Here is a 22,440-nt window from a genome sequence, read left to right on the forward strand (position 1 = left end):
TGTCGAGACGGGGTGGCCCCGGGAGTACCTGCGAGACCACACCGCCCACGTACTCGTCATTGCCCTGCTGGCGCTGTACCCGCCGGTGTATCACACGCTGTTGAACTCGCCGGTGGGCGCCGAGACGCAGATGCTCCTGCCGACGGTGGAGACGATGGTCGGCGTGCTGTACTTCGGGCTCTTCGCCATCTCCTTTGACTTCATCAGCGGCTACACCGGCTACCTCTCTTTCGGCCACGCGGTGTTCTACGGCACCGGCGCGTACACAGTCATCCTCATCGCCAACGGGCGGGTCCCGCTGCTCGGCCCCGGGACGCCGTTCATGCTGTCGCTCGTGGTCGGCGGCCTCATCGCCGTCGTGCTGGCGATCCTGGTCGGACTGGTGTCGTTCCGGCTGTCGGGCGTCTACTTCGCGATGATCACGCTCGGCTTCGCGCAGGTGCTGTACGTGTTCGTCCGCGGCTGGGACTACGTGGCGACCAACCCCCGCGACGGCCCGGCGGTCGGGCCGAGCCACGCCGAGGGGTTCCAGATCGGTGTCCCCGGCATCGACCAGCTCTCGCTGTCTATCGGCGTGCTGACCGGCGACGAGGTGGCGCTGCTCGGGTCGACGCTGTCCGGGACGGAGGTGTCCTACTACATGATCGGCCTGGTCGTCCTCGTCTGCTACTTCGCCATGCAGCGCGTCATCCACTCCCCCTTCGGGCGGGTGCTGATCGCCATCCGCGAAAACGAGGAGCGGGCCGTCGCCATCGGCTACAACACCTACCTGTACAAGCTCGGGGCCTTCGCCATCAGCGGCTTCTTCGCCGCCGTCGCCGGCGGACTGTTCGCCGGGTTCAAGCGCTCGGCCAGCCCGGAGAACTCCTTTTATTTCCTGGTGACCGGCGACGCCCTGCTCGCGAGCATCATCGGCGGCTTCGGCACGCTCGCCGGCTCGCTGTACGGCCACCTGTTCGACGAGACGGTGCGGGAGTTCCTCTCGAAGGCCGGACAGGGCGGCGGCCTGTTGCCGTATCTCCGGGCGCTGCTTGGCCAGGAAACGCTGGACGCGACGCTCGTCGGAGAGACGACCATCGGCGGCCTCATCGACCTGCTGTTGAACGGCCACGCGAGCCTCTACGTCGGGCTCGTGTTCGTGCTGTTCGTCCTCTACGTCCCCGACGGACTGCTGGGGACGCTTCGGGCGCGTCTCGGCGGGACGTTCGCCGAGGCGCTGCCAGCAAAGCTCCGGGGTGACTCGGAATGACCAACGCTGTGCAAACGACCGCCGGACCGCCTGACCGACCGAAAGTGGAGGCGGTAGCGCAATGAGCGCAGAACCGGACCACTTGAAGGACATTCAACAAGAACCAGGGAGTATGCAATACGCCACCAACGACGGCGTCGACATCGCCTACGAACGCGACGGACCGCCGGACGCCGAGACTGTCGTCTTCGTCGAAGGTATCGGCTACGGCCGCTGGATGTGGCTGTGGCAACAGGAGGCGCTGGTCGAGGAGTACCAGACTATCGTGTGGGACAACCGCGGCACCGGCGACTCGGACGAACCCGACGGCCCGTACACGATGGGCCAGATGGCTGGCGACCTGGAGGTCGTTCTCGACGATGCCGGCGTCGAGCAGGCCCACGTCGTCGGGGCCAGCATGGGCGGGATGATAGCCCAGCAGTACGCTCTGGAGTACGACCGGGCACAGTCGCTGACGCTCATGTGTACGTCGCCGGGCGGCCCCGAAGCGGCTCCCGTCCCCGAGGAGACACAGCAGCGGATGTTCGACGTGCCCGAGGACCTCGACGAGCGTGAACTCCGGCGGTACAAGATGCAGCCGGCGCTCTCGGAGTCGTTCATGCAAGCCCACGAGGACCTCATCGAGCGCATCGTCGACTGGCGCATCGACAGCGACGCCAGCGACCAGGCGCTCGACTGGCAGGGCGCAGCCGTTCAGGCGTTCGACGCGTCGGACCGGCTCGGTGAAATCACGGAGCCGTGTCTGGTCATCCACGGGACCGCCGACGAGGTGGTCCCCTACGAGAACGGGGAACTGCTGGCCCGTGGCCTCCCGAACGCCGACTTCGTCACCGTTCGCGGCGGCCCGCACCTCCTGTTCATCGAGGAGTACGAGCGCGTCAACACACAGATCCGGGAGTTCATCGACGATGTCTGAGCCCGGTCCCGGCACCCCACAGGAGTGGGTCGGTGCCTGGAGCGAACGCCGGGCCGCGCTCACGCCGGACCGCGAGGGGCTGGTGGACGCGACGACCGGCCGGCGGTTCACCTACGCCGAACTGGACCGGCGCGCGAACCGGACTGCTCGCCTCCTCCGGCAGCACGGCGTCGGCGCTGCCAGTGATGCCGCCGGGACCGTCGCCGTCGTCTCGCGGAACCGGCCCGCCGTCGTCGACCTGTTTTTCGCCACCGGCAAGACCGGGAACCGGCTGGCTCCGCTGTCCCATCGGCTCGCGCCCCCCGAACTCGCTGCGCTGCTCGACCGTGTGGACCCGGAGATACTCGTCGTCGAAGCCCCCTTCGCCGACACTGTCTCGGTCGCCCTGGAGACAGCCGACGCGGCCGCTCCACGCATCCTCCACCTCGCAACTGCAAGTGACGGCGCGTCCTCGGTCTCTACGCTCGACAGCACGCCCTACGCTTCGGCCCTCCCCGAGGACGACGTGCCCGTCGAGACGGCGACGCCGGCCCCCGGCGACACGCACCTCCTCCTGCATACCGGCGGGTCGACGGGGACGCCAAAGGAGACGAAACTAACCCACCGCGGCATCGTCTGGAACTCCCTGAACACGATTACGGCCTGGGGGCTGCGGGCCGACGACGTGACGCCGATGGTGTTCCCGCTGTTTCACACCGGCGGCTGGAACGTCCTCACCGTCCCGCTGTGGCACATGGGCGGGACGGTCGTCATCGCTCGCGAGTTCGACCCCGGCGACGTGTTAGAGACAATCGACGAAGAGGGCGGGACCGTCCTCGTCGCCGTCCCCGCAGTGCTCCGGATGATGACGGACCACGACCGCTGGACGGAGACGGACCTCTCGACGCTCCGCTTTGCCAAGTCCGGCGGCGGCCCCTGCCACAAGAGCGTGATGGAGTCGTGGTGGGACCGCGGCGTCGACCTCTCGCAGGGCTATGGCCTCACCGAGTGCGGCCCGAACAACTTCGCGATGCCGGAGGGTTGGCCCCGCGAGAAGGCCGATTCGGTCGGTAAGCCGGTGATGCACGTCGACGCCAGGGTCGTCGAACCCGAAGGCAGCGGTGACGACGACGGTTCCTCTGACCCGCCCGAGACAGTCGCCCCCGGCACCGTCGGCGAACTCCAGTTGCGCTCGCCCCACGCCGCGACGGGCTATCTCGACAATCCCGAGGCCACCGCCGACACGTTCGGCGACGGCTGGGTGTCGACCGGCGACCTCGCCCGCGTCGACGCGGACGGCTACTACTACATCGAGGGCCGCACGAAACACATGTTCGTCAGCGGCGGCGAGAACGTCTACCCCGCGGAGGTCGAGGACGCTATCGCCGACCACCCATCGGTCGCTGACGTCGTCGTGATTCCAATACCCGACGACAGGTGGGGACAGGTCGGGAAGGCCGTCATCGAACCCGCGCCCGGCGTCACGACGGACGACGCGGATGCGCTGACACTCGACGAGCTTCGGGAATTCCTCGACGACCGCCTGGCGCGGTACAAACACCCCCGCGAGATAGCCTTTGTCGAGTCAATGCCGACCAGCGGCCCGGACAAGATCGACCGGGGTGCGATTTCGGACCGGTTCGGTCCCTGATGCAGTAATCCAGGCGTATCTTCAAGAGGGGAGATGCAGTTCTATTTACACAATGGCTGACACATATGCGACGGCGGAGTCGATACACGTGTTGCAGGTAGGCGACGCCCCGCTACTCGACGGGGCTGTCGGGGACCCGGACACACCGGAGCCGGACTCGCTCACAGTAACGACGACCGAACGGGCCGATAGTGCGCTCGACCGCTTCGAAGCGAACGCCGCCGACGCCATCGTCACCGCGGACGAGCTCCCCGACCGGTCCATCTGGGAATTCGTCGATGCGGTTCGCGAGAGGGACGACGACGTCCCGATTCTCCTGCTGACCGAGTCGGCATCCGTCGCCAGTGACGCCGTCTCGCGGGGGGTCACCGACGCTTTCAGCAGAGGCGCACACGCCGGAGGCGGCGACCTCCTCGAAAACCGGATTCGGCTGCTCGTCGAGGGTCGCCGGGCGACCCGAACCGCGGTCCGGACCAGACAGCGACTCACAGAACTGGCAGAGCAGTCCAGCGAACTGCTGTGGGTGTTCTCCGGGGACTGGACCGAGATACAGTTCGTCAACTCGGCGTACGAACGGCTCTACGGGCGTTCCGTCGACTCACTGCAAGCCAACCCCGCGGAGTTCATGACGGCGATTCACCCGACAGACCAGGACAGGGTCATCCAGGCGATGCAGCGCGTCTCGGCGGGCGAGTCCGTCGACCTCGAGTTTCGCATCACCCGGCCGGACGACGAACAGCGCTGGATACGGGCCGAGGCGAAACCGGTTATCGAGGACGGCACAGTCACCAGAATCGTCGGTGCCTCGCGCGATATCACCGAGCGGAAGCGACGCGAGTCGAGATTCGATTCGGTCGAGCGGGGACACGCCTCCATCGGACAGCACACCGAGGACCGCCTGACGCTGGCCCGGAACGGCGAAGCAACGCTTTACACCGAGCCGGTGCCGCTACAGACGGTCGTCGAGCAGTGCTGGCAAACCGTCGAGACTGGCGACGCGACGCTCGAGATACAGACCGCTGCCGTGGTCCGGGCGGACCCGAGCCGACTCCGACAACTGTTCGAGAACCTCATCCGCAACAGCGTAGAGCACGGGCAAGCGCCACGCACCGAGAGACGGGCAGATACCGGCGAGCAACACAGGACGACCCCGCTGTCACAGTCACAGGGGACGGCCGCCGACCTGACGCTCACCGTCGGCGAACTGGACGACGGCTTCTACGTGGCCGACGACGGCGCCGAAAGTCCGACGGACGAGGGCGAGACCGTGTTCGAGGGGGGTTCGGGACACGGGGTCAGGCTCCGAATCGTCGCAGCAATCGCCGAGGCGCACGGCTGGTCGATGACGGCTACGGAAAGCGACGACGGCGGAACTCGCTTCGGAGTCACCGGCGTCGAGTTCGGGTCGGCGTAACCGCGTCGCCGTGATCTCGAGTGTCCCGACAGGAACACCCAGTGCCGCCCCAGCCAACACCAAACGGCGGGTCTGAACGTTACGCCTCGTCGAAGACGGTGTCGCCCTCGACGACGTGCTCTTCGACGGCGTCGAGATCAAGCGTCAGGCCGAGGCCGGGTTCTTCCGGAATCTCGATGTACCCGTCCTCGATGACCGTCTCCTCGACCAGGTCCTCCCACCAGCCCAGTTCGTAGGAGTGGTACTCGACGGCCAGGGAGTTCGGGACCGCGGCCCCGACGTGGGCGCTCGCCATCGTCGCAATCGGCGAGGAGACGTTGTGCATCGCGACCGGGATGTAGTACTGGTTCGCCACGTCGGCGACCTTTCGCGTCTCGCGCATGCCGCCGACTTTCGGCATGTCCGGCGCGATCATGTCGACGGCCTGGTTCTCGATGAGCCGGCGTTCCTCGGTGACGCGGTAGCGGTTCTCGCCGACGGTGATCGGCGTGGTCGTGGACTTGGTGACCTCCTCCTGCACTTCGAGGTTCTCCGGCGGGACGGGGTCTTCGAGCCACCAGACGTCGTACTCCTCAATGGCCTCCGCGAGGCGCTTGCCCGAGCTCCCCGAGAACGTCCAGTGACAGTCGAAGGCCACGTCGGCCTCGTCTTTGACCTCCTCGGTGACCTTCTCGACGATTTCGGCCTTGTGGCGGATTTCGCCCGGGCGGAGGTGGCGGTTCGCGCGGTCCTTCTCCAGCCCGCTGGGCACGTCGAGGTCGAACTTCAGGGCGTCGTAGCCCAGCTCGTCGACGACGCGACGCGCCTCCTCGGCGCAGGCGTCGGCGTCGGCCTCCTCCTCGGTGTGACAGTCACAGTACACGCGCATCTCGTCGCGGTACTTGCCACCCAGCAGCTGGTAGGCCGGGACTTCGAGGATTTTGCCCGCGAGGTCGTGCAGCGCGACCTCGATGCCCGCGATGGCCGTCACGGTGACGCCCTCGACGCTCCCCTCGCCGCTCATCTTCTGGATGAGGTGCTCGTAGAGGCGGTCGATGTCGAGCGGGTTCTCGCCGACGACGAACGGTTTCATCCGCTCGATGAGCTCCGGGACGCCCGCGCCCCAGTAGGCCTCGCCCGTGCCGACGATGCCTGCGTCGGTGTAGATGCGGACGAGCGTCCACGGGAAGTTCCCGTCGACCATCGTCGTCTGGACGTCAGTGATCTCCACGTCGCGGCCGCCACCGCGCTTGGCGGTGACACCCATCGTCTCCGCGGAGAGCTCCCGCATCGTGTACTCTGCGTTGGGGTCGTGCAGGTCAGCGTAGTCTACGTCGTTTGCCTTTCCCATACCCCCGCTTGCTAGTCCCGTCACAAAAGTATAGAGGAAATGGTCCCTCACGGTCGACCGTGTCTGATACCGGCGGGGAGCGCCCACGGCGTCCTGTGGACCGCTACATTCCGCCTGTATCCTGTGTGACAATCAGGTCGAAGGGAGTGTCGGCCGGTTCGTCGTCCGGCGAGAGATAGCCCGCCGCGAAGGCCGTGTACACCTGCTCCCCTTCGAGAGTCACGTCGAAGTCGGCCACCACATCGCCGTCGTTGCTCTCCGTGTCACCGCGGACCTGGACGGTGTAGTCGTTGGCCGGCACCTCGACGGAGCCAGACTCCGTGTAGGCGACGCCGTCGAACAGCGCGTCACCGGTCGATTCGGCCGTCACGTCGACAGCCGGGGCATCGGGGGAGACGTGTACCACGCGGAGCCGCGCGGTGTCAGCACCCGGCGCGGTGTTGTCGTCTTCGAGAACGAGCGGCACGAAGGCCTCGTCGGCCTCCTCGCCGATTTCGCCGGCCGCTGTGACGGTGTACGCCTGGCCGCTCTCGACAGTCACGTCGCCCTCGAACACCGACGCCTCCGAGTCGCCGGCAGCGGTAATCTCGACCGTTCGCGCGCCAGCGGGGACGTCGAGATAGTCACTGACTGCGCCGAAGGGCACGTCTTCCAGGGCAACCGAGCCGTCGACGTAGACGTCTACGTTCGGGGCGTTCGGTGACATGTGCGCCACTCGGACGCTCGCCGGTTGGGACTCGGTTTCGGTCTCCGTGTCGCCGTCGCCCGTGTCTTGGGTCACGAGCAGGTCGAAGGGCGTGTCCGCCGGGTCGTCGTCCGGCGTGAGATAGCCCGCGGCGAAGGCGGTGTACACCTCGCCACCGGACAGGCTCACGTCGAACTCCGCGGCGACGTCGCCGTCGTTGTTCTCCGTGTCACCGCGCACCTGCAGCGTGTAGTCGCCGGCGGGCACTTCGACGTAGCCGGAGCCGCCGTACTCGACGCCGTCGTACAGCGCGTCCCCGTTCGACGCGAGGGTCACGTCGACGGCAGGGGCGTCGGGCGAGGCGTGGACCAGGCGGACGCGTGCGGTGTCCCCGCCGGGGTCGCTGTTGTCGTCCTCCAGTACGAGCGGTTCGAACGCCTGGTCGGCGTCGTCGCCGATTTCACCGACTGCGGCGATAGTGTACTCCGTGTCCGCTTCCACTGGAACGGGCCCCGAAAACACCGACGTGTCCGGGTCGCCAGCGGCGGTAATCTCGACCGATCGCTCTCCCGCAGGCACGTCGAGGTACTGGCTCACCGCACCGAAGGGAACGTCTTCGAGGACCACATCACCCTCTACGTAGACGTCCACGTTCGGGGCGTTCGGCGACATATGCGCCACTCGGACCGCTGCAGTCCCCGGATCTGTCTCCGCTTCGGTCTGGGTCTCTGTCTCGGTCTCCATCGGCGTGTCCATACCGCTGTCCGTCTCGGTGTCGGGCCCCTCGGCACCGCCGCCACCGTCCCCGCTACAGCCGGCGATGCCGACTGTCACACCGGTTCCGATACCGAGCAGAATCCGCCGTCGAGTCGTATCTGGTGACATCCATCATCTGCTAGGAGTGTCAGCTAAATAGTACATTTCGTGAGTCTCTCTCAATTCTCCCTCAAATCCATCTAGAGTGTTTGAAACCGCTCTCTGTGGGGGGTCTGCCGAAACTGTTTTATCCACCATTCTCGGAACTGTAACGCATGGAGAGTTGGTTTGGCACGCTGGAGGCGGGGGTGATTCTGTGCCCCGAGCGTGAGCGACGCGCTCTGCGACTCCGAGCCTCCACCGGCGCGTCGTCTCGCCGCCGAGCTGGGCGTGCAGACCGTATGTCGGTGGCTTCTTGCCACCTGGACCGGAAATGCGACCAGAATGGAGACGGTCCTCTGGCAAACGCTTGCAGGCACTCGCGGAGGACCCAACCGTGCCCGCGTGGTTCGCGCGCTGGCCGACCAGCCGCGAAACGCCAACCAGCTCGCCGATGACCTCGACCTGGCGTACAACACAGTCAGGTACCATCTCGACGTGCTCGAAGAGAACGGGGTCATCACCAGCAGCGACGCCGATTACGGCGTTATCTATCTCCCCAGCGAACGAGCGAGGACCCACTGGGATACGGTCGAACGAATCCTCACACAGGTGGACGACTGATATGCACACGACACACCACTGCCAACAACCAACGGGAGCGAACCGACTACAGGAGCCCACAGCATGAGCCTCGTGTTGAACGGGGCCCGTATCGCCGCCGCCGTCAACATCCTGTTGCTGGGCGTCCTTATCACCATCTGGGTGCAGACCTACCGCGAGATCCGCGCCCCGCTGACGCTGGGGTCTATCGTGTTCGCGTCGTTCCTGCTAGCGGAGAACGCCGTTGCCCTGTACTTCTATTTCACAGCCCCGGCGATGCCCGCGATAGCCGTCCAAGTGATGATGATTCTCCAGATGCTCGAAACAATCGGTATCGGCGTTCTGACGTACTTCACCTGGAAGTGACGCCGGGCATCTCTCTCGCCGATTGCCCGTTTGAACGACCCCGTCTCGGTCGCTCCCGCTGACAGTCCTCTCGCATCTCACAACGAACTCTCTCTGTCGACGTGCAGGTGCGAGGGCACGGACGATTCGCGGGAGACGGCGACTCCTGTGGCCGAACGGGCGCGTGGGTCCGTCGAACGACTGCGCTGGTCGGTTCTGGTACCTCGTTTCGCTTCGTGAAAAGTGGGACCGCCGAGATTCGAACTCAGGTCCGACGCACCCCATGCGCCGAGGATACCGCTACCCCACGGTCCCGCACTCTGGGAGAGGAGGGTGGTTTAATTAAGAGCTTCGTTTTCTCGACGGCCGGGCGGGATGAAAGCAGTGACGGCGGCGGGGCCAGACCTGTGAGTCTCAGTCGGCGACCTCGACGCCGGGACTGTCGATGGTGACGTCGTCGAGCGACCAGCCCTCGCTCGCGGACCGCGCGTCGATACCGATAGCGTTCCGGTCCGCAGTCACGGCGATGGTCGAACTGGTGACAGTCCACGACGCGTTCGTCTTGACCGCGTGGATGCCCTGTTGCCGGCTTTCGATGGTCGCGTTCTGGATCGACCACGCGCCGGTCGTTCGAGCGGCGAAGACACCGACGTCCCGGGTCTCGAGGGTGGCATCGGCGAGCGTCCACGCGCCGCCGGAGAAGGCGGTCACGAGGCCGGTGTCGCTTCGGCGGACCGTCAGGTCGGTCACCGTCCAGTCGCCCTCGCTGCCGATAGCTTTGACGCCGGTGTCGCTCCGGCGGACCTCCGTGTTCCGGACCGTCCAGTCGCCGGTTGTCCCGGACGCGTCGACGCCGTCCGCGCCGGACCGGTCGACGACCACCGCTTCGACCGTCCAGTCGCCGGTGGACCCGCGGACGTCGGCGCCGTCGCCGCCGACATCGACGAAGCGGGTGTCGCGAATCGTCCAGTCACCACCGGTCTCGCGGGCGAACACGCCGCTGTAGGTCGTGCTGGCGACGGCGGCGTCCTCGATGGTCCAGTTCCCGGTCGCGTTCGGTGCATACACGCCGACGTCGGCAGCGATTACAGTCGTGTCAGTGACCGTCCAGTCGCCGCTGGTTCCGTTCGCGACGACGCCAACGCGGAAGTTCCGCACAGTGAACCCGTTGACGGTCGGCTCGGCGGTGCCGGCCACCGTTACGCCGGTCCCGTTGACGAACCGCGACCCGTCCAGTATCGCCCGGTCGGGTGCCACGAGGGCGATGCTCTCGTTGAGTCTGACCTGTTCGTAGTAGGTCCCCGGTCGGACCTCGACGGTATCACCGCTGGTGGCGGCGTCCACGGCGGCCTGTATCGACCGGTAGTCGGCACTGCCGTCCTTGTCGACGGTCAGCGTCTCCTGTGTCGTCTGTGTTCCGGCCACGCTCGCCGGGAGCACGGCGAGGGTCAGCACGACCGACAACAGCAGGGCGAGCAGTGTCGTGTACGTGTCGTCCATACTAGATACGATGGGCGCGAGCGAACGTAAACGGTACTGATATTTCACCCCGCGAAAGCGTTATCGGCCGGACCGACGAACCCCGGAGTGTGCTGGAGTTGACGTACGAGTCGGGAACCGTTCGCGTGGCGGGAGACCCGCCGTCGGACCTGCCAGGGGTCGAGTACGACCGGCGGACGGGGACGGGGCGAGCGCCGGCCTACCGGTACGCCGACCTCCGGGCCGCGCTCGAGGACCGTGGGATGGCGTACGAAGACGCCGTCTCCACCCTTCCGACGCTGTCGCTCTCGACGGCGTACGACCTCCGGGCGTACCAGCAGACGGCGCTGGACGCCTGGCGAGCGGCCGACGACAGGGGGTGTCTGGAACTGCCGACGGGGAGCGGCAAGACCGTCATCGGTATCGCGGCGATGGTCGCGCTGGGGACGCCGACGCTGGTCGTGGTCCCGACCGTCGACCTGCTGGAGCAGTGGCAGCGCGAGCTACAGCGGGAGTTCGACCGGCCGGTCGGCCGCATGGGCGGGGGCGAGCAGCGCGTCGAGGACATCACGGTGTCGACGTACGACTCGGCGTACCTGCGGGCCGACGAACTCGGCGACCGGTTCGGACTCGTGGTCTTCGACGAGGTCCATCACCTCGGCGGCGAGGGGTATCGGGACATCGCTCGACTGCTCGCTGCGCCGGCACGGCTCGGCCTGACAGCGACGTTCGAGCGGCCGGACGGGGCCCACGAGGTCATCGAGGACCTCGTCGGGCCGCTCGTCCGGCGAGTCGCCGTCGACGACCTGGCCGGTGAGCACCTCGCGGACTACGACATCAAGCGCATCGAGGTTTCGCTCACGCCCGACGAGCGGGACCGCTACGAGGAGCACCAGGGGACCTTCACCGACTACCTCAAGCAGTCCACCATCCAGCTCCGGTCGGGCAGCGACTACCAGGAACTCGTCAAGCGGTCCGGTACCGACCCGGCGGCCCGCGAGGCGCTGCTGGCGAAACAGCGTGCCCGCGAGGTGATGATGAACGCCCAGCGGAAGGTCGACCGGCTGGCGACGATTCTTGACCGCCACCGAGCGGACCGAATCATCGTCTTCACCGCCCACACCGACCTCGTGTACCGCCTCTCCGAGCGGTTCCTCATCCCCGCGATAACACACGAGACCGGCGCGAGCGAGCGCCGGGAGATCTTAGAGCGGTTCCGCGACGGGACCTACTCCCGGGTCGTGACGGCGAACGTCCTCGATGAGGGGGTCGACGTGCCCGACGCGAACGTCGCCGTCGTCCTCTCGGGGAGCGGGTCAGAGCGGGAGTTCACCCAGCGACTCGGCCGGGTGCTCCGACCGAAAGCCGACGGCGGACGGGCGCTACTGTACGAACTCGTCACCGAGGAGACCGCCGAAGAACGGGTCGCCAGACGGCGTAGATAGCGAGCAGTACGTGGTCGGCTGGGTGTTCCCCCACGCTCCCAGTCTTACCTCCTCGATAACTATGACCCCGTCCGGCGAGACGCAGACAGATGCGCGATGCCACAGAGTGATTCCGAGTGCGGTTGATACACATCCGCGTGCCGGACGCCGCCCTCGACAGCGTCCGCGGCGTCCTCGACGACCGGGACATCAGCTACGTCCGGACCGAGGAGGCGAGCGACGACGAGACGGCGTGGCTGTTGCAGTTTCCGCTCCCGCCGGAGGCCGTCGACGAGGTGCTCGAAGCGCTCGAAGCGACCGGCCTCGACGCCGACCGGTACACCGTCGTCGGGAACGCCGAGACCGCCCGGCCGGACCAGTCGGACTCGGCCCGTCGCCACGAGGACCGCATCTCGCACGACGAACTCCGCGGCCGCGCGGTCGGCATGAACCCCGGACAGGGGACCTACTACGGGATGACGGTCCTGAGCGCAGTCGTCGCGACGGCGGGCCTGCTCCTCGATTCCCCGGCTATCGTGGTCGGCTCGATGGTCATCGCGCCGCAGGTCGGCTCCGCGCTCATCGCCAGCGTCGGAACGACGCTCAGCGACCGGCGGCTCATCGCCGAGGGGGTCCGGGACCAGCTGCTCGGACTCGCCGTCGCTATCGGGAGCGCGTCCCTCTTTGGCCTGTTCATCCGCCACAGCGGGTTCGTCCCCGGCCAGCTCCGCGTCACGACGGTCCAGCAGATCGCCCAGCGCATCTCGCCGGGCTTCCTCTCGCTCGCGGTCGGCCTCTGTGCGGGGGCCGCCGGGGCGTTCGGGCTGGCGACGGCGCTGCCGGTCTCGCTCGTCGGAGTCATGATCGCCGCCGCGCTCATCCCCGCCGCCGCGGCCGTCGGGGTCGGTATCGCCTGGGGACTGCCGGCCGTCGCGCTCGGCGCGAGCATCCTCCTGCTGGTCAACGTCGCGTCCATCAACCTCACCGGCTTTCTCGTCCTCTGGGGACTCGGGTTCCGCCCGGTCGACTGGGCGGCCGACCGCTCACCGGGCGAGACGGTTCGGACGTACGCACCGACCGTCGTCGCCACCCTGGCGCTGCTTGTCGCCTTTGCCGGCGCCGGGACGGTCACCGCCCAGCAGATGCAGGTCGAAACATCCGTGAACGACGCCGTCACCGAGGTGCTGTCCGAGGAATCCTACGAGCGGCTCCGGTTACAGTCGGTCCAGACTCGGTTCGGCGGCGTCTCGGTCTACCGGCTGGACCGGGAGGTCACCGTCACGGTCAGCCGGCCCGCCGACCGGGCGTATCCGGACCTGGTCTCTGACCTCGAAGGCGCCGTCGGCCGGTCGATAGAGGGCGAGGCCGCCGTCGAAGTCACGTTCGTGGACAGACATCCGGCAGGGTGACGCCAGGCGTCGGCTGGCGGCCGCGTTGGTCGCCGTGACTCCTCGTTTTTTGTCGCTCCGTGGCGGAGGGACGCCTGTGCTGACGAAAGACCTCCTGCGGGTCTCTCGCGCCGGCGGCGGCTATCACCTGCAGTTCGCCGACGCCGACGCGGAGCGACTGGCGGCCCGCGTGCTCGGCGTCTACCAGGGTCACGTCGGCGAGTCCCGCGCGACGCTGGAGACCGCACTCGCGGACCTAGAGCGGGAGGCCGACGACTTCAAGCTCGTCCGCGGGCTGGCGAAACTCGTCGAACGGGAGGCCACGTTCGAGACGCAGGCCCCGGTCGACCCTGTCCGCGCCCGCCGACGGGTGTTCGAAGCCGCCGCCGACATCGGCGTCGTGAGCGAGGCCGAGCGCGAGCGGGCACTCGCCGAGGCGGCCGACCACTTCGGGACGGACGCCGCGGCGCTGGCCGACGCGCTGTACGCGGACCGGGACGCGCGACAGGTCCTCACCGACGTCGACTCGCGCTGGGGGCCGGCCGAACTGCGGACCCAGTACAACCTCTCGCTGGCGCAGACGGCGCTGTTCGACGCGACCGAGGTGCGGGTCCGCTCGTCGGACCCGAAGGCGCTCGTCTCGGCGGTCAAACGCCTCCGGCTGATGTACGAGATTCGCCGGACGGGGAACGGTCGGGAGGTCGTCGTCACGGGCCCCGACGCGCTGTTCTCGAACACGCGACGGTACGGCACCCGCTTCGCTCTCCTCCTGCGAACGGTCGCTACCGCCAGCGAGTGGGAACTGACAGCGACCATCGACGACCGGGGCACCGAGCGGGAACTCACCCTTTCGGACGGTGACGTCACCGTTCCCGGCGTCGAGCCCGTGACCGAGGTCAGCTACGACAGCGGCGTCGAGGCCGACTTCGCCGGCCGGTTCGGTGCGCTGGACCTCGACTGGGACCTCGTCCGCGAGCCCGAGCCCCTGGCGGCGGGCGAACACGTCGTCATCCCGGACTTCGCCTTCGAGTGGCGACCCGGCGCTGACACCGGGGTTCGAGACACGGGGCGTGGGGTGGGGACCGACGGCGACGCACCGTTCCGCGTCTTCTTCGAGATTATGGGGTTCTGGACGCCGGAGTACGTCGAGAAGAAGCTCGCTCGCCTCGACGCGCTGGAGGACGTGGAGATGCTGGTCGCCGTCGACGAGTCCCTCGGCGTCGGCGACGAAATCGAGGCCACTGACAACCGTGCGATTCCGTACTCCGGGACGGTCAGCGTGAAAGACGTCCGGGACGCGCTGCGGCCCTACGAGGAGCGACTGGTGCGCGAGAGCGCCGCGGAGATACCCAGCGAACTCCGACCGGACGCCGCGGTGGTCTCCCTCGCCGACCTCGCCGCGGAGTACGGCGTCAGCGAAGACGCGCTGGACGACGCGGCCTTTCCGGCCCACGAACGGGTCGGGCGCACGCTCGTCGCCCCCGACGTGCTGGACGAACTGGCCGAGCAGATCGAGCCCGGGATGGCCTACGAGACGGCGAGCGAGCGACTGGCGGCGTACGGTATCGCGGACGACAGCGCCGCCCTCGCCCGACTGGGCTACCGCGTCGCCTGGGAGGGGCTGGGGGGCGGGACTATCGAACCGCGCGAGTGAGAAGCGCAGCGAACCGCGGGAGCGGGGCTATCGAACCGCGCAGGACGTGTAGCGAACCGCGGGACCGGGGCTATCGGACCGCGCGGGACGCGTATCGAACCGCGCCCGCCGGTCAGAGCTCTCGGCGGCGGCCCTTCGGTACCTGGGACCTGAGTTCGCCGTACACGTACAGGCCGACGCCGACCGGTTCGGCCCCGCCGGCGAGGTCGTGGGTGACGACGAGATAGCCCCAGTCGCCGTCCCAGTCGAGTTCCCGGTCCTCACCGGCCACGAACCCCCGGGCGGCGTCTTCTTCGAGGTGGATGACATTCTCGCTGGCGTGCTCGCCGAACCGCTGGACGGCCTCCAGTGTCGGCTTCCAGTGTTCCTGGCGCGTCCGCAGGAACGTCATCCCCAGCCCCTCGATGTCGACCGGCGACGGCGGGCTGCCGCGATACAGCCACAGCTTGCCGGCACCCCGTTCCCAGAAGGTGTACCCCTCGAAGGTCTCCGGCGGGACGCCGAAGCGCTCGGCCCAGAAATCAAGCACCTCCTGGCGGGTCGCCCGCTCGGGGTCCTCGCGCGTTTCGCCCGTTTCGGGGAGCCGGGTGAACTCCGTGCTCTGGTCGCTCATTCGCCGCGCACCTCCAGTTTCGCACAGAAGAACCCGCCCGTGTCGTTGTGATGGGGGTAGATGCGCTTGGCGTTGGTCACGCCGGGGTCGAAGCGCTCGTCCTGCCACTCGGTGATGCCGGGGGCATGGTCGAGTGGCAGGTCGTACTCGACGATTTCACAGGCCGCCTCGTCGAGCACGTAGTCCAGCACGGCCTCGTTCTCTTCGGGGGCGAACGTACAGGTGGAGTAGACGACGGTGCCGCCCGGCTCGGTCACTTCGACGGCCCGCTTGAGGATACCCTTCTGCACGCCGGAGATACCTTCCACGTGGGAGAGCGTCCAGTCCTCCAGCGTATCCGGGTTCTTGCGTATCGTCCCCTCACAGGAGCAGGGGACGTCGACGAGCGCCCGGTCGTACCCCTCGCCGCCGAAGGGCTTGAGCGAGTGGTTGCGGCCGTCCTCGTGGGTGACCGCGACTGTCGTCGCGCCCAGCCGCTCGGTGTTGGTCCGCAGCGCCGAGATGCGCCCGAGGTTGTTGTCCGTCGCGACAACCTCGCCGGTGTCGGCCATCAGCGCGGCGAGCTGTGTCGTCTTGCTCCCCGGTGCCGCACAGGCGTCCCAGACTCGCTCGCCGGGCTGGGGGTCGAGTACCGTCGCGGGCAGTACCGACACCTCCTCCTGGCCGTGAATCCAGCCGTGGAAGTACGGCCAGTTCGCGCCGGGGGAGTCCTCGGGCAGGACGAACAGGCCGTCGTGCCAGTCGACGGGGTCGTAGGCTATGTCCGCCTCCGCAAGCGCCGTCCGGACCCGCTCGACGGTGGCTTTGATGGTGTTGACCCTGACGGCCGACGGCAGCGGGCGTTCACACGCGTCGAGGAACGCCTCGAAGTCGTCGACGATGGGGCGGTAGCGGTCGAGTGGTTCCATTGTCCGGCGTTCGCTGGCGGTCGGTTTGTGGGTTTCGAACGGCACCGGCCCATGGCTTTCAAGCCGCCGGCGGCCGATACCTGAGGTATGGCACACGTACAGGTCCACCGAGACGACATCTCGCTCGACTCGCCGACACTGATCGAAGGGCTCCCCGGGGTCGGACTCGTCGGCAAGATCGCCGCCGACCACCTCGTCGACGTCTACGACATGGAGTACTACGCTTCGGCCCACTGCGAGGGGTTGCCGGAGATAGCCGTGTACGGGACGGACGACCCGGAGATCCGCCCGCCGGTCCGGCTGTACGCGGACGAGGACCGCGACCTGCTCGTCCTCCAGAGCGACGCACCCATCTCGCCCTCGGGCGCAAAGGATTTCGCCGGGTGTATGGTGCGCTGGTTCGAGGCCAACGACGCGATGCCGATTTACCTCAGCGGCCGCCCTGCCGAGAGAGACGGCGTTCCGAACGTCTACGGCGTCTCGACGGGTGACGGGGCCGCAATGCTCAAAGACGCGGACGTGGCCCCGCCCTCGGAGAACGGCGCCATGACCGGGCCGACCGGCGCGCTGGTCCATGAATCACAGCGGGTCGGCCTAACCGGCATCGGGCTCATCGTCGAAGCTGACCAGCAGTTCCCCGACCCGGAAGCGGCGCGGGCGCTCCTCCAGGCGGGAATCGGCCCGCTGATCGGTTCCGAGGTCGACACCGATGCGCTGGTCGAGCAGGCCGAAGAGATCGGTCAGGCCAAGGCCCAGCTCGCACAGCAGCTCCAGGAGAACCAGGAGGAGAGCACGAGCGCCCGACCACTCGGGATGTATCAGTAATGGCGGGCGCAGACGACATCGCCCGTGGGGCACTGGTCGCGGTCGTCGGCATCGCCGCAGCGATAGCGGCGTGGTACCTGTTCGTTGTGGTCCCGGACGACCTGGCGGAGCTGCTTGGCGTCCTGTTACTGCTGGTCGTCGTCATCGTCGCGTTACGTATCGGCGGCAAGGTCGCCGGGTCGCTGCTGCCGGCACATAACGTCGCGGAGGTCGCCGTCGAAGGGCCGATTACCCGGGACGGCGGCGGCGGCATCACCAGTCCGCCTGTCGGTGCGTCGGCCGACGACATCGTCGAACAGATCGAACGCGCCGACAGCGACCGCGGCTCGGCGGCGCTGCTCCTGAAGCTGAACACGCCGGGCGGCCAGATCGTCCCCAGCGAGGACATCCGCATCGCCGCTCAGGAGTTCGAGGGCCCGACCATCGCCTACGCGACGGATGTCTGTGCCAGCGGCGGCTACGACATCGCCGCCGGCTGTGACGAACTGTGGGCGCGTGAGGGCTCTATCGTCGGCTCCATCGGCGTCGTCGGCTCGCGGGTCAACGCCAAGGAGCTTGCAGACCGCCTCGGCCTCTCCTACGAGCAGTTCACGGCCGGCGAGTACAAGGACGCCGGCGTCCCGCTGAAGGAGATGAGCGAAGACGAGCGAGCGTACCTCCAGGGCATCGTCGACGACTACTACGACCAGTTCGTCGACACCGTGGCCGAGGGCCGCGAGATGGACGCCGAGACGCTCAGGGACACCGAAGCGCGCATCTTCCTCGGCGAGGAGGCGGAGACGCGGGGCCTCGTCGACCGGCTCGGGACGCGAGACGAGGTCGAGGCGAGTCTGGAGCAGCGGCTTGGCGAGTCAGTGACGGTCAAGGAGTACGAGCCGGAGCGCGGACTGGCAGGGAAGCTCCGCGGGGGCGCACAGCGGGTCGCGTTCGCGCTGGGTGCGGGTATCGCCGGCGTCGCCGACGGCGACATCGAAGGACTCTCCTTCCGGCGATAGCTCGGGAGGTTTTTTATTCGGGGACCGCCTTCGCCGTAGTGTGACTACGCTGGTGGTGTGTATCGACAGGGACAGCCCGGCCACAGCGGCGTGTCCCGTCGTCGGCCGCGACGCCGTCGAGTCCCTCATCACGCAGACGGGGGTCGTGGACCCGGAAGACAGCCGGGTCAACTGCCTCCTCGAAGGGCTCGCCGTCGCGGACGAACTCGAATCCGAGGGGTCCTCACCGGTGCTTGCCGTCGTCGGCGGCGGGAGCGACAGCGTCGGTTCGGACCGGGAGATCGCCGCCCAGATCGACGACCTGGTCGCCGAGCACGACCCCGATTCAGCGGTCGTCGTCGTCGACAGCGCCGACGACGAGCGGCTGGTTCCCATCATCGAGAGCCGCGTCCGGGTCGACGCCGTCGACCGGGTTGTCGTCCGCCAGGCCCGCGACATCGAGTCGACGTACTACCTGCTCAAGCAGTTTCTGGCCGACGAGGAACTCCGCAAGACGGTACTGGTCCCCGTCGGGGTTATCATGCTCGCGTTCCCGCTGTTGCTCGTCGTCACCAGCCCGACAATCGCTGTCGGCGCTATCGCGGCCGCCGTCGGCGTGTTCCTCATCTACAAGGGGCTGGGTATCGATACGTACCTCTCGCGACTGCCCGGCCAGACCCGGGAGGCCCTGTACTCGGGACAGGTGTCGCTCGTGACCTACGTCGTCGCCGCCGGCCTCTCGCTCGTCGGAATCTTCGCCGGCGTGCTGGACGTCTCTGCGGTCGGTGATACCAGTCCCTTCCTGCTTGCGAACCGCTTTGCCTTCGCGTCTGTGCCGTGGCTGACCGGTGCGGCGCTGGCCGCCTCGCTCGGTCGCCTGCTGGACGAACTCATTCAAAAAGAAGGGGTCCGGAGCGCGTACGTGAACCTCCCGTTCGGTGCGGTCGCTGTCGGTCTCGTCGTTCGCGGCTTTTCTGCCTACTTCCTCGAACGCGGCGGCGTGTTCGAACCGTTTCAGGTTCCGGAGACCAACCTCGGCATCGTTCAGATACAGGGGTTCACGCTGGAGGCCGGGACCCGCCTCGGGCTGTTTATCCTCACAGGCATCCTCATCAGCCTCGTCGGCGTCCGGGTGGCGACCTACGTCAGCCACACCGATATCGAGGACGAACTGGCGGAATAGACAGCGATTTACGCCGCCGACGGCTACCGGCGGCTATGACAGACGGCGCGTGGGTTTCGCTGTTCTCCGGCGGCAAAGACTCCTCGTGGGCGCTGTACCGGGCACTGGAACGGGACTACCCCGTCGAGCGCCTGGTGACGGTCCACCCGGAAGGCGATTCCTACATGTACCACGTTCCGGCTACTCGGCTCGCTCGCCTGGCCGCCGAGAGCATCGGGATTCCACTCGTCGAGGTCGAGCCCGAGGATTTCGAGGCCGAGGACGTGCCCGACGCGGGCGCCCAGGGCGACGCCGAACTCGAACCGCTGGAGGCCGCGCTACGCGACCTCGACGCCGAACTCGACGGCGGTATCGGCGGCGTCACCGCCGGCGCTGTCGAGAGCGAGTACCAGACGACCCGCATCGAATCGATGGCCGAGCGCCTCGAAGCCAACGTGTTCGCGCCGCTGTGGCAGGAGAACCCCCGCGACCTCGCGGATGCGATGCTGGACGCCGGCTTCGAGATACGGATCATCCGTGTGGCAGCCTACGGCCTCGACGAGTCTTGGCTGGGTCGCACGCTCGATGCCGACGCCCTCGACGAGCTGGAGGCGCTCAACGAGGAGTACGGCGTCCACATCCTCGGGGAAGGCGGCGAGTTCGAGACGCTCGTCACCGACGGACCACACATGGACCGCCGGATCGAACTGGAGTACGAGACGGAGTGGGACGGGAGTCGCGGGACCCTACAGATCGAAGACGCGTGGCTGGCGTAATCGGGAGCAGCGAAGCAACTGGGCGAGTCAGTCGCCGTCGGGCGACTGCGTGTGCGCGCCGGCCAGCTCCGGACTTTCGACCTGCGAGTCACGGTCGATTATCGACTGGACCGCGGCACTTATCGGTGCCCCGGAGTATCACCCCGTATGACTGACGGCGCCGACGACCCGGGGGCCGGGGAGACGAACCTCACGGAGAGGATCAACCAGACGAACGTCGAACAGCGTATTTCGAGTCTGGAAGCCGCCTACGACGAGGTCCCGGTCAGCGAGGAGACCTTCGAGCTGTCGCCCGAGGAATACGCCGACGTGTTCGCCGCGACACGCGGGACCGGCTACTCCGGGAACAGCGTCGTGTTCGTCACCCGTGACGGAACCGATTTCCCGGAGCTGAGCGACCAGATACCCGAGCAGGCGGCCGACGACACCCGCGACCGCGTCCTGCTGGTGCTGGGCCGGGGCGCTGACGTGTGGGCGCTGCCGGGCGGCGGCAAAGGGGACGAATACGAGTCGGTACAGGGGACCGCCGTCCGCCGCGTCAACGAGCAAACCGGCATTCGCTGTACAGTCACCGGCGTCGCGGAGGTGGTCCATTCGAAGTACTATCCGGACACCGACGCACAGGGGTCCGTGCACACGCTGGATACCTACCTCCGGGCGGAGTACAGGAAGGGGGCACTCGACGTTGACGAGTCGGAACTCGTCGGGGCGGCGTGGTTCGCTGAGCCGCCCGAGCGCCTGACCCCCGGCGCCGAAGAGCGGTTCGGGGCCTTTCTCGACAGCGAGTGAGTCCGGGACCGGACAGGGGGGCTCAGTGTTCGACTAGCTCCACGAGCACGCCACCGGTCGTCCTCGGATGGAGAAACGCCACGTCGTGTCCCCACGCGCCCGGCCGCGGCTTCTCGTCTATCAGTTCGATACCACAGTCGGTGACCGTCTCCAGCGCGGCTTCGATGTCGTCGGTCTCCAGTGCCACGTGGTGGATGCCCGGCCCGTTGCTGTCGAGGTATTTGGGAATCGCGCCATCGGTATCGGGCACCGGCTCCAGCAGTTCGAAGTAGCCGTTGTCCAGTTCCAGGAACGTCACGTGCAGGCCGTCGAACGTCTCCTCGTGGACGACCGGTGTCCCGAAGGCGTCGGCGAACAGTTCCGCGAGCGGGTCGGCGTCGGCCGTTGCGATGCCGGCGTGGTCGAATCGCATGGACGGACATTGGCCGCCCCGACATATAGTTGGGAAGCCATCGGGCTAAGGCAGTCCGCCCGATAGGCAGCGATTCACTGCCGGAGGGAGACGAGGAGAACGAGGAACCCGAGCCCGATGGCGACGGACTCGACGATGTGGACTATTTCGAGGTCGAATCCGGCCACCTCGAAGAGGACGCCCTCGATCAGGACACCGAAAGTCATGATGGCAAAGCCGATGGCGGCGCTCCGGAGGTATTGGGCTCCGGTCCGGCGGTACGCCGCGACGCTGTAGTACGTGATGGTCACGCCGAGCAGCAACACCGCGAGGCGTGCACCGACGAGTACCAGCGTGGTCACAGCGGTCATTCGTCTGCCCCTGGTCGGTCCAGTTCCCTGTTTCCGCCGTAGAGGGCATAGAGGATGAACAGCATCCCCAGGGCGACGACAGCGGTCTGTATCGTCCCGGCATCGAAGATGCTGAGACCGACGACATCGAAGAGGATACCCTCGAGGACGGCTCCGATGCTGATGAACACGAATCCGACGGCGACGTACCGGAGCGGGGCGCTGTCGGTACGCCGGTATCCACGGTACGCCTGGTACGCGATGGCGATACCGAGCACGGCGGTGACTATCTTGGCGATGACAAGTTCGATGTGCATGGTCAGTCGTTACGCATTTCGTTCCAGATGCGGGCAAAGCGGTCCGCGGCGTCTTCCTCAACCTCGACGCGGATGTCGAATCCCGTCTCCTGTTTCAGTCTGACATCGACCCGGTCCAGGACGGCCTCGTACTCGCTGTAGTGGTGGCCGTCCGGGTCGACGTGGGTTCGTTCCGTGATGAACCCACGGTCGAGGAGTTCGTTGACCCGTCGAGAGACGGTCGCCCGCGACATCTCGCACTCCTCGCTGAGTTCCCTCCCTGACTTCGGGCCCCGACGGGTCGCCTCGAGTATGGCCCGCGAGTACTCGTCATCGAGAACGGAGAACACCTCCGTCGCGGCATGGTCGGAGCTCACGTATAGA

At 67.3% G+C, this 22,440-nt stretch carries 23 protein-coding genes and 1 tRNA gene; 14 read left to right on the top strand and 10 right to left on the bottom strand.

The window, feature by feature from the left end:
- Nucleotides 1-85: 85 nt before the first annotated feature.
- From KZ498_RS09565 to KZ498_RS09580, 4 genes are all read left to right on the top strand, one after another.
- Complete coding sequence (locus KZ498_RS09565) at nt 86-1,249, top strand: branched-chain amino acid ABC transporter permease (RefSeq protein WP_312618460.1); 1,164 nt, start codon at nt 86-88, stop codon at nt 1,247-1,249.
- A 61-nt stretch (nt 1,250-1,310) separates the two neighbouring features.
- A complete protein-coding gene (locus tag KZ498_RS09570; protein WP_312618461.1) occupies nt 1,311-2,165 on the top strand; it encodes an alpha/beta hydrolase in 855 nt (284 codons plus the stop codon).
- Nucleotides 2,158-3,795 carry an AMP-binding protein gene (locus KZ498_RS09575; protein WP_312618462.1) on the top strand — a complete coding sequence of 546 codons (1,638 nt, stop codon included), beginning with the start codon at nt 2,158-2,160 and terminating at the stop codon, nt 3,793-3,795. The genes KZ498_RS09570 and KZ498_RS09575 overlap by 8 nt, the downstream gene beginning before the upstream one ends.
- Nucleotides 3,796-3,847: 52 nt before the next feature.
- Nucleotides 3,848-5,209: a PAS domain-containing protein gene (locus KZ498_RS09580; RefSeq protein WP_312618463.1), complete on the top strand. Its 1,362-nt coding sequence runs from the start codon at nt 3,848-3,850 to the stop codon at nt 5,207-5,209.
- A 79-nt stretch (nt 5,210-5,288) separates the two neighbouring features.
- Here the strand turns inward: KZ498_RS09580 and KZ498_RS09585 are convergent, their stop codons facing one another.
- Together KZ498_RS09585 and KZ498_RS09590 are read right to left on the bottom strand one after the other, a co-directional pair.
- Nucleotides 5,289-6,539 (bottom strand): mandelate racemase/muconate lactonizing enzyme family protein, encoded by a 1,251-nt coding sequence (locus KZ498_RS09585; RefSeq protein WP_312618464.1) that lies wholly within the window; start codon nt 6,537-6,539, stop codon nt 5,289-5,291.
- A gap of 103 nt (nt 6,540-6,642) precedes the next feature.
- A complete protein-coding gene (locus KZ498_RS09590; protein WP_312618465.1) occupies nt 6,643-8,109 on the bottom strand; it encodes a DUF4397 domain-containing protein in 1,467 nt (488 codons plus the stop codon).
- Between the two features lie 315 nt (nt 8,110-8,424).
- Here KZ498_RS09590 and KZ498_RS09595 point away from each other — a divergent pair, with 315 nt between their 5' ends.
- Together KZ498_RS09595 and KZ498_RS09600 are read left to right on the top strand one after the other, a co-directional pair.
- On the top strand, nt 8,425-8,703 hold the full coding sequence (locus KZ498_RS09595) for a winged helix-turn-helix domain-containing protein (protein ID WP_312618466.1): 279 nt from the start codon (nt 8,425-8,427) through the stop codon (nt 8,701-8,703).
- 63 nt (nt 8,704-8,766) lie between these two features.
- A complete protein-coding gene (locus KZ498_RS09600) occupies nt 8,767-9,048 on the top strand; it encodes a hypothetical protein (protein WP_312618467.1) in 282 nt (93 codons plus the stop codon).
- Between the two features lie 223 nt (nt 9,049-9,271).
- Here KZ498_RS09600 and KZ498_RS09605 read toward each other — a convergent pair.
- Together KZ498_RS09605 and KZ498_RS09610 are read right to left on the bottom strand one after the other, a co-directional pair.
- Nucleotides 9,272-9,342 (bottom strand) — tRNA-Pro (locus tag KZ498_RS09605).
- Between the two features lie 99 nt (nt 9,343-9,441).
- Complete coding sequence (locus tag KZ498_RS09610; protein ID WP_312618468.1) at nt 9,442-10,527, bottom strand: right-handed parallel beta-helix repeat-containing protein; 1,086 nt, start codon at nt 10,525-10,527, stop codon at nt 9,442-9,444.
- Nucleotides 10,528-10,616: 89 nt separating this feature from the next.
- On the opposite strand from KZ498_RS09610, the gene KZ498_RS09615 reads away from it, so the two are divergent.
- The 3 genes from KZ498_RS09615 (at nt 10,617) to KZ498_RS09625 (ending at nt 14,972) form a co-directional block, all read left to right on the top strand.
- Nucleotides 10,617-11,951 (top strand): DEAD/DEAH box helicase family protein, encoded by a 1,335-nt coding sequence (locus KZ498_RS09615; protein WP_312618469.1) that lies wholly within the window; start codon nt 10,617-10,619, stop codon nt 11,949-11,951.
- A 116-nt stretch (nt 11,952-12,067) separates the two neighbouring features.
- The gene (locus KZ498_RS09620) at nt 12,068-13,339 is read left to right on the top strand and encodes a TIGR00341 family protein (RefSeq protein ID WP_312618470.1); all 1,272 of its coding nucleotides are present in this window, start codon (nt 12,068-12,070) and stop codon (nt 13,337-13,339) included.
- Nucleotides 13,340-13,415: 76 nt separating this feature from the next.
- Nucleotides 13,416-14,972: a DUF790 family protein gene (locus tag KZ498_RS09625; RefSeq protein WP_312618471.1), complete on the top strand. Its 1,557-nt coding sequence runs from the start codon at nt 13,416-13,418 to the stop codon at nt 14,970-14,972.
- Nucleotides 14,973-15,084: 112 nt separating this feature from the next.
- On the opposite strand, the gene KZ498_RS09630 is transcribed toward KZ498_RS09625, so the two are convergent.
- Together KZ498_RS09630 and KZ498_RS09635 are read right to left on the bottom strand one after the other, a co-directional pair.
- Nucleotides 15,085-15,585, bottom strand: a complete 501-nt coding sequence (locus KZ498_RS09630) for a hypothetical protein (RefSeq protein WP_312618472.1) — start codon at nt 15,583-15,585, stop codon at nt 15,085-15,087.
- Nucleotides 15,582-16,493: an RsmB/NOP family class I SAM-dependent RNA methyltransferase gene (locus KZ498_RS09635; protein ID WP_312618473.1), complete on the bottom strand. Its 912-nt coding sequence runs from the start codon at nt 16,491-16,493 to the stop codon at nt 15,582-15,584. The genes KZ498_RS09630 and KZ498_RS09635 overlap by 4 nt, the downstream gene beginning before the upstream one ends.
- A gap of 87 nt (nt 16,494-16,580) precedes the next feature.
- Here KZ498_RS09635 and KZ498_RS09640 point away from each other — a divergent pair, with 87 nt between their 5' ends.
- The 5 genes from KZ498_RS09640 to KZ498_RS09660 all read left to right on the top strand — a co-directional run bounded on the left by KZ498_RS09640 (nt 16,581) and on the right by KZ498_RS09660 (nt 21,019).
- On the top strand, nt 16,581-17,318 hold the full coding sequence (locus tag KZ498_RS09640) for a PAC2 family protein (RefSeq protein WP_312618474.1): 738 nt from the start codon (nt 16,581-16,583) through the stop codon (nt 17,316-17,318).
- Nucleotides 17,318-18,313 (top strand): signal peptide peptidase SppA, encoded by a 996-nt coding sequence (gene sppA / locus KZ498_RS09645; protein WP_312618475.1) that lies wholly within the window; start codon nt 17,318-17,320, stop codon nt 18,311-18,313. The genes KZ498_RS09640 and sppA overlap by 1 nt, the downstream gene beginning before the upstream one ends.
- 40 nt (nt 18,314-18,353) lie before the next feature.
- Nucleotides 18,354-19,475: a DUF373 family protein gene (locus tag KZ498_RS09650; protein WP_312618476.1), complete on the top strand. Its 1,122-nt coding sequence runs from the start codon at nt 18,354-18,356 to the stop codon at nt 19,473-19,475.
- A 35-nt stretch (nt 19,476-19,510) separates the two neighbouring features.
- Complete coding sequence (locus KZ498_RS09655; protein WP_312618477.1) at nt 19,511-20,230, top strand: diphthine--ammonia ligase; 720 nt, start codon at nt 19,511-19,513, stop codon at nt 20,228-20,230.
- Between the two features lie 147 nt (nt 20,231-20,377).
- Nucleotides 20,378-21,019, top strand: a complete 642-nt coding sequence (locus KZ498_RS09660) for an NUDIX domain-containing protein (RefSeq protein ID WP_312618478.1) — start codon at nt 20,378-20,380, stop codon at nt 21,017-21,019.
- Between the two features lie 22 nt (nt 21,020-21,041).
- Here KZ498_RS09660 and mce read toward each other — a convergent pair whose 3' ends face one another.
- The 4 genes from mce to KZ498_RS09680 form a co-directional block, all read right to left on the bottom strand.
- Complete coding sequence (gene mce, locus KZ498_RS09665; RefSeq protein WP_312618479.1) at nt 21,042-21,431, bottom strand: methylmalonyl-CoA epimerase; 390 nt, start codon at nt 21,429-21,431, stop codon at nt 21,042-21,044.
- Between the two features lie 74 nt (nt 21,432-21,505).
- Complete coding sequence (locus tag KZ498_RS09670) at nt 21,506-21,781, bottom strand: hypothetical protein (protein WP_312618480.1); 276 nt, start codon at nt 21,779-21,781, stop codon at nt 21,506-21,508.
- Nucleotides 21,778-22,077 (bottom strand): hypothetical protein, encoded by a 300-nt coding sequence (locus KZ498_RS09675; protein ID WP_312618481.1) that lies wholly within the window; start codon nt 22,075-22,077, stop codon nt 21,778-21,780. Before KZ498_RS09675 ends, KZ498_RS09670 begins: the two co-directional genes overlap by 4 nt.
- Before the next feature lie 2 nt (nt 22,078-22,079).
- Nucleotides 22,080-22,433 (bottom strand): winged helix-turn-helix domain-containing protein, encoded by a 354-nt coding sequence (locus KZ498_RS09680; RefSeq protein WP_312618482.1) that lies wholly within the window; start codon nt 22,431-22,433, stop codon nt 22,080-22,082.
- Nucleotides 22,434-22,440 lie beyond the last annotated feature (7 nt).

The sequence above is a fragment of the Haloarcula sp. 1CSR25-25 genome (genome assembly GCF_032027985.1).
Classification (GTDB): Archaea; Halobacteriota; Halobacteria; order Halobacteriales; family Haloarculaceae; genus Haloarcula.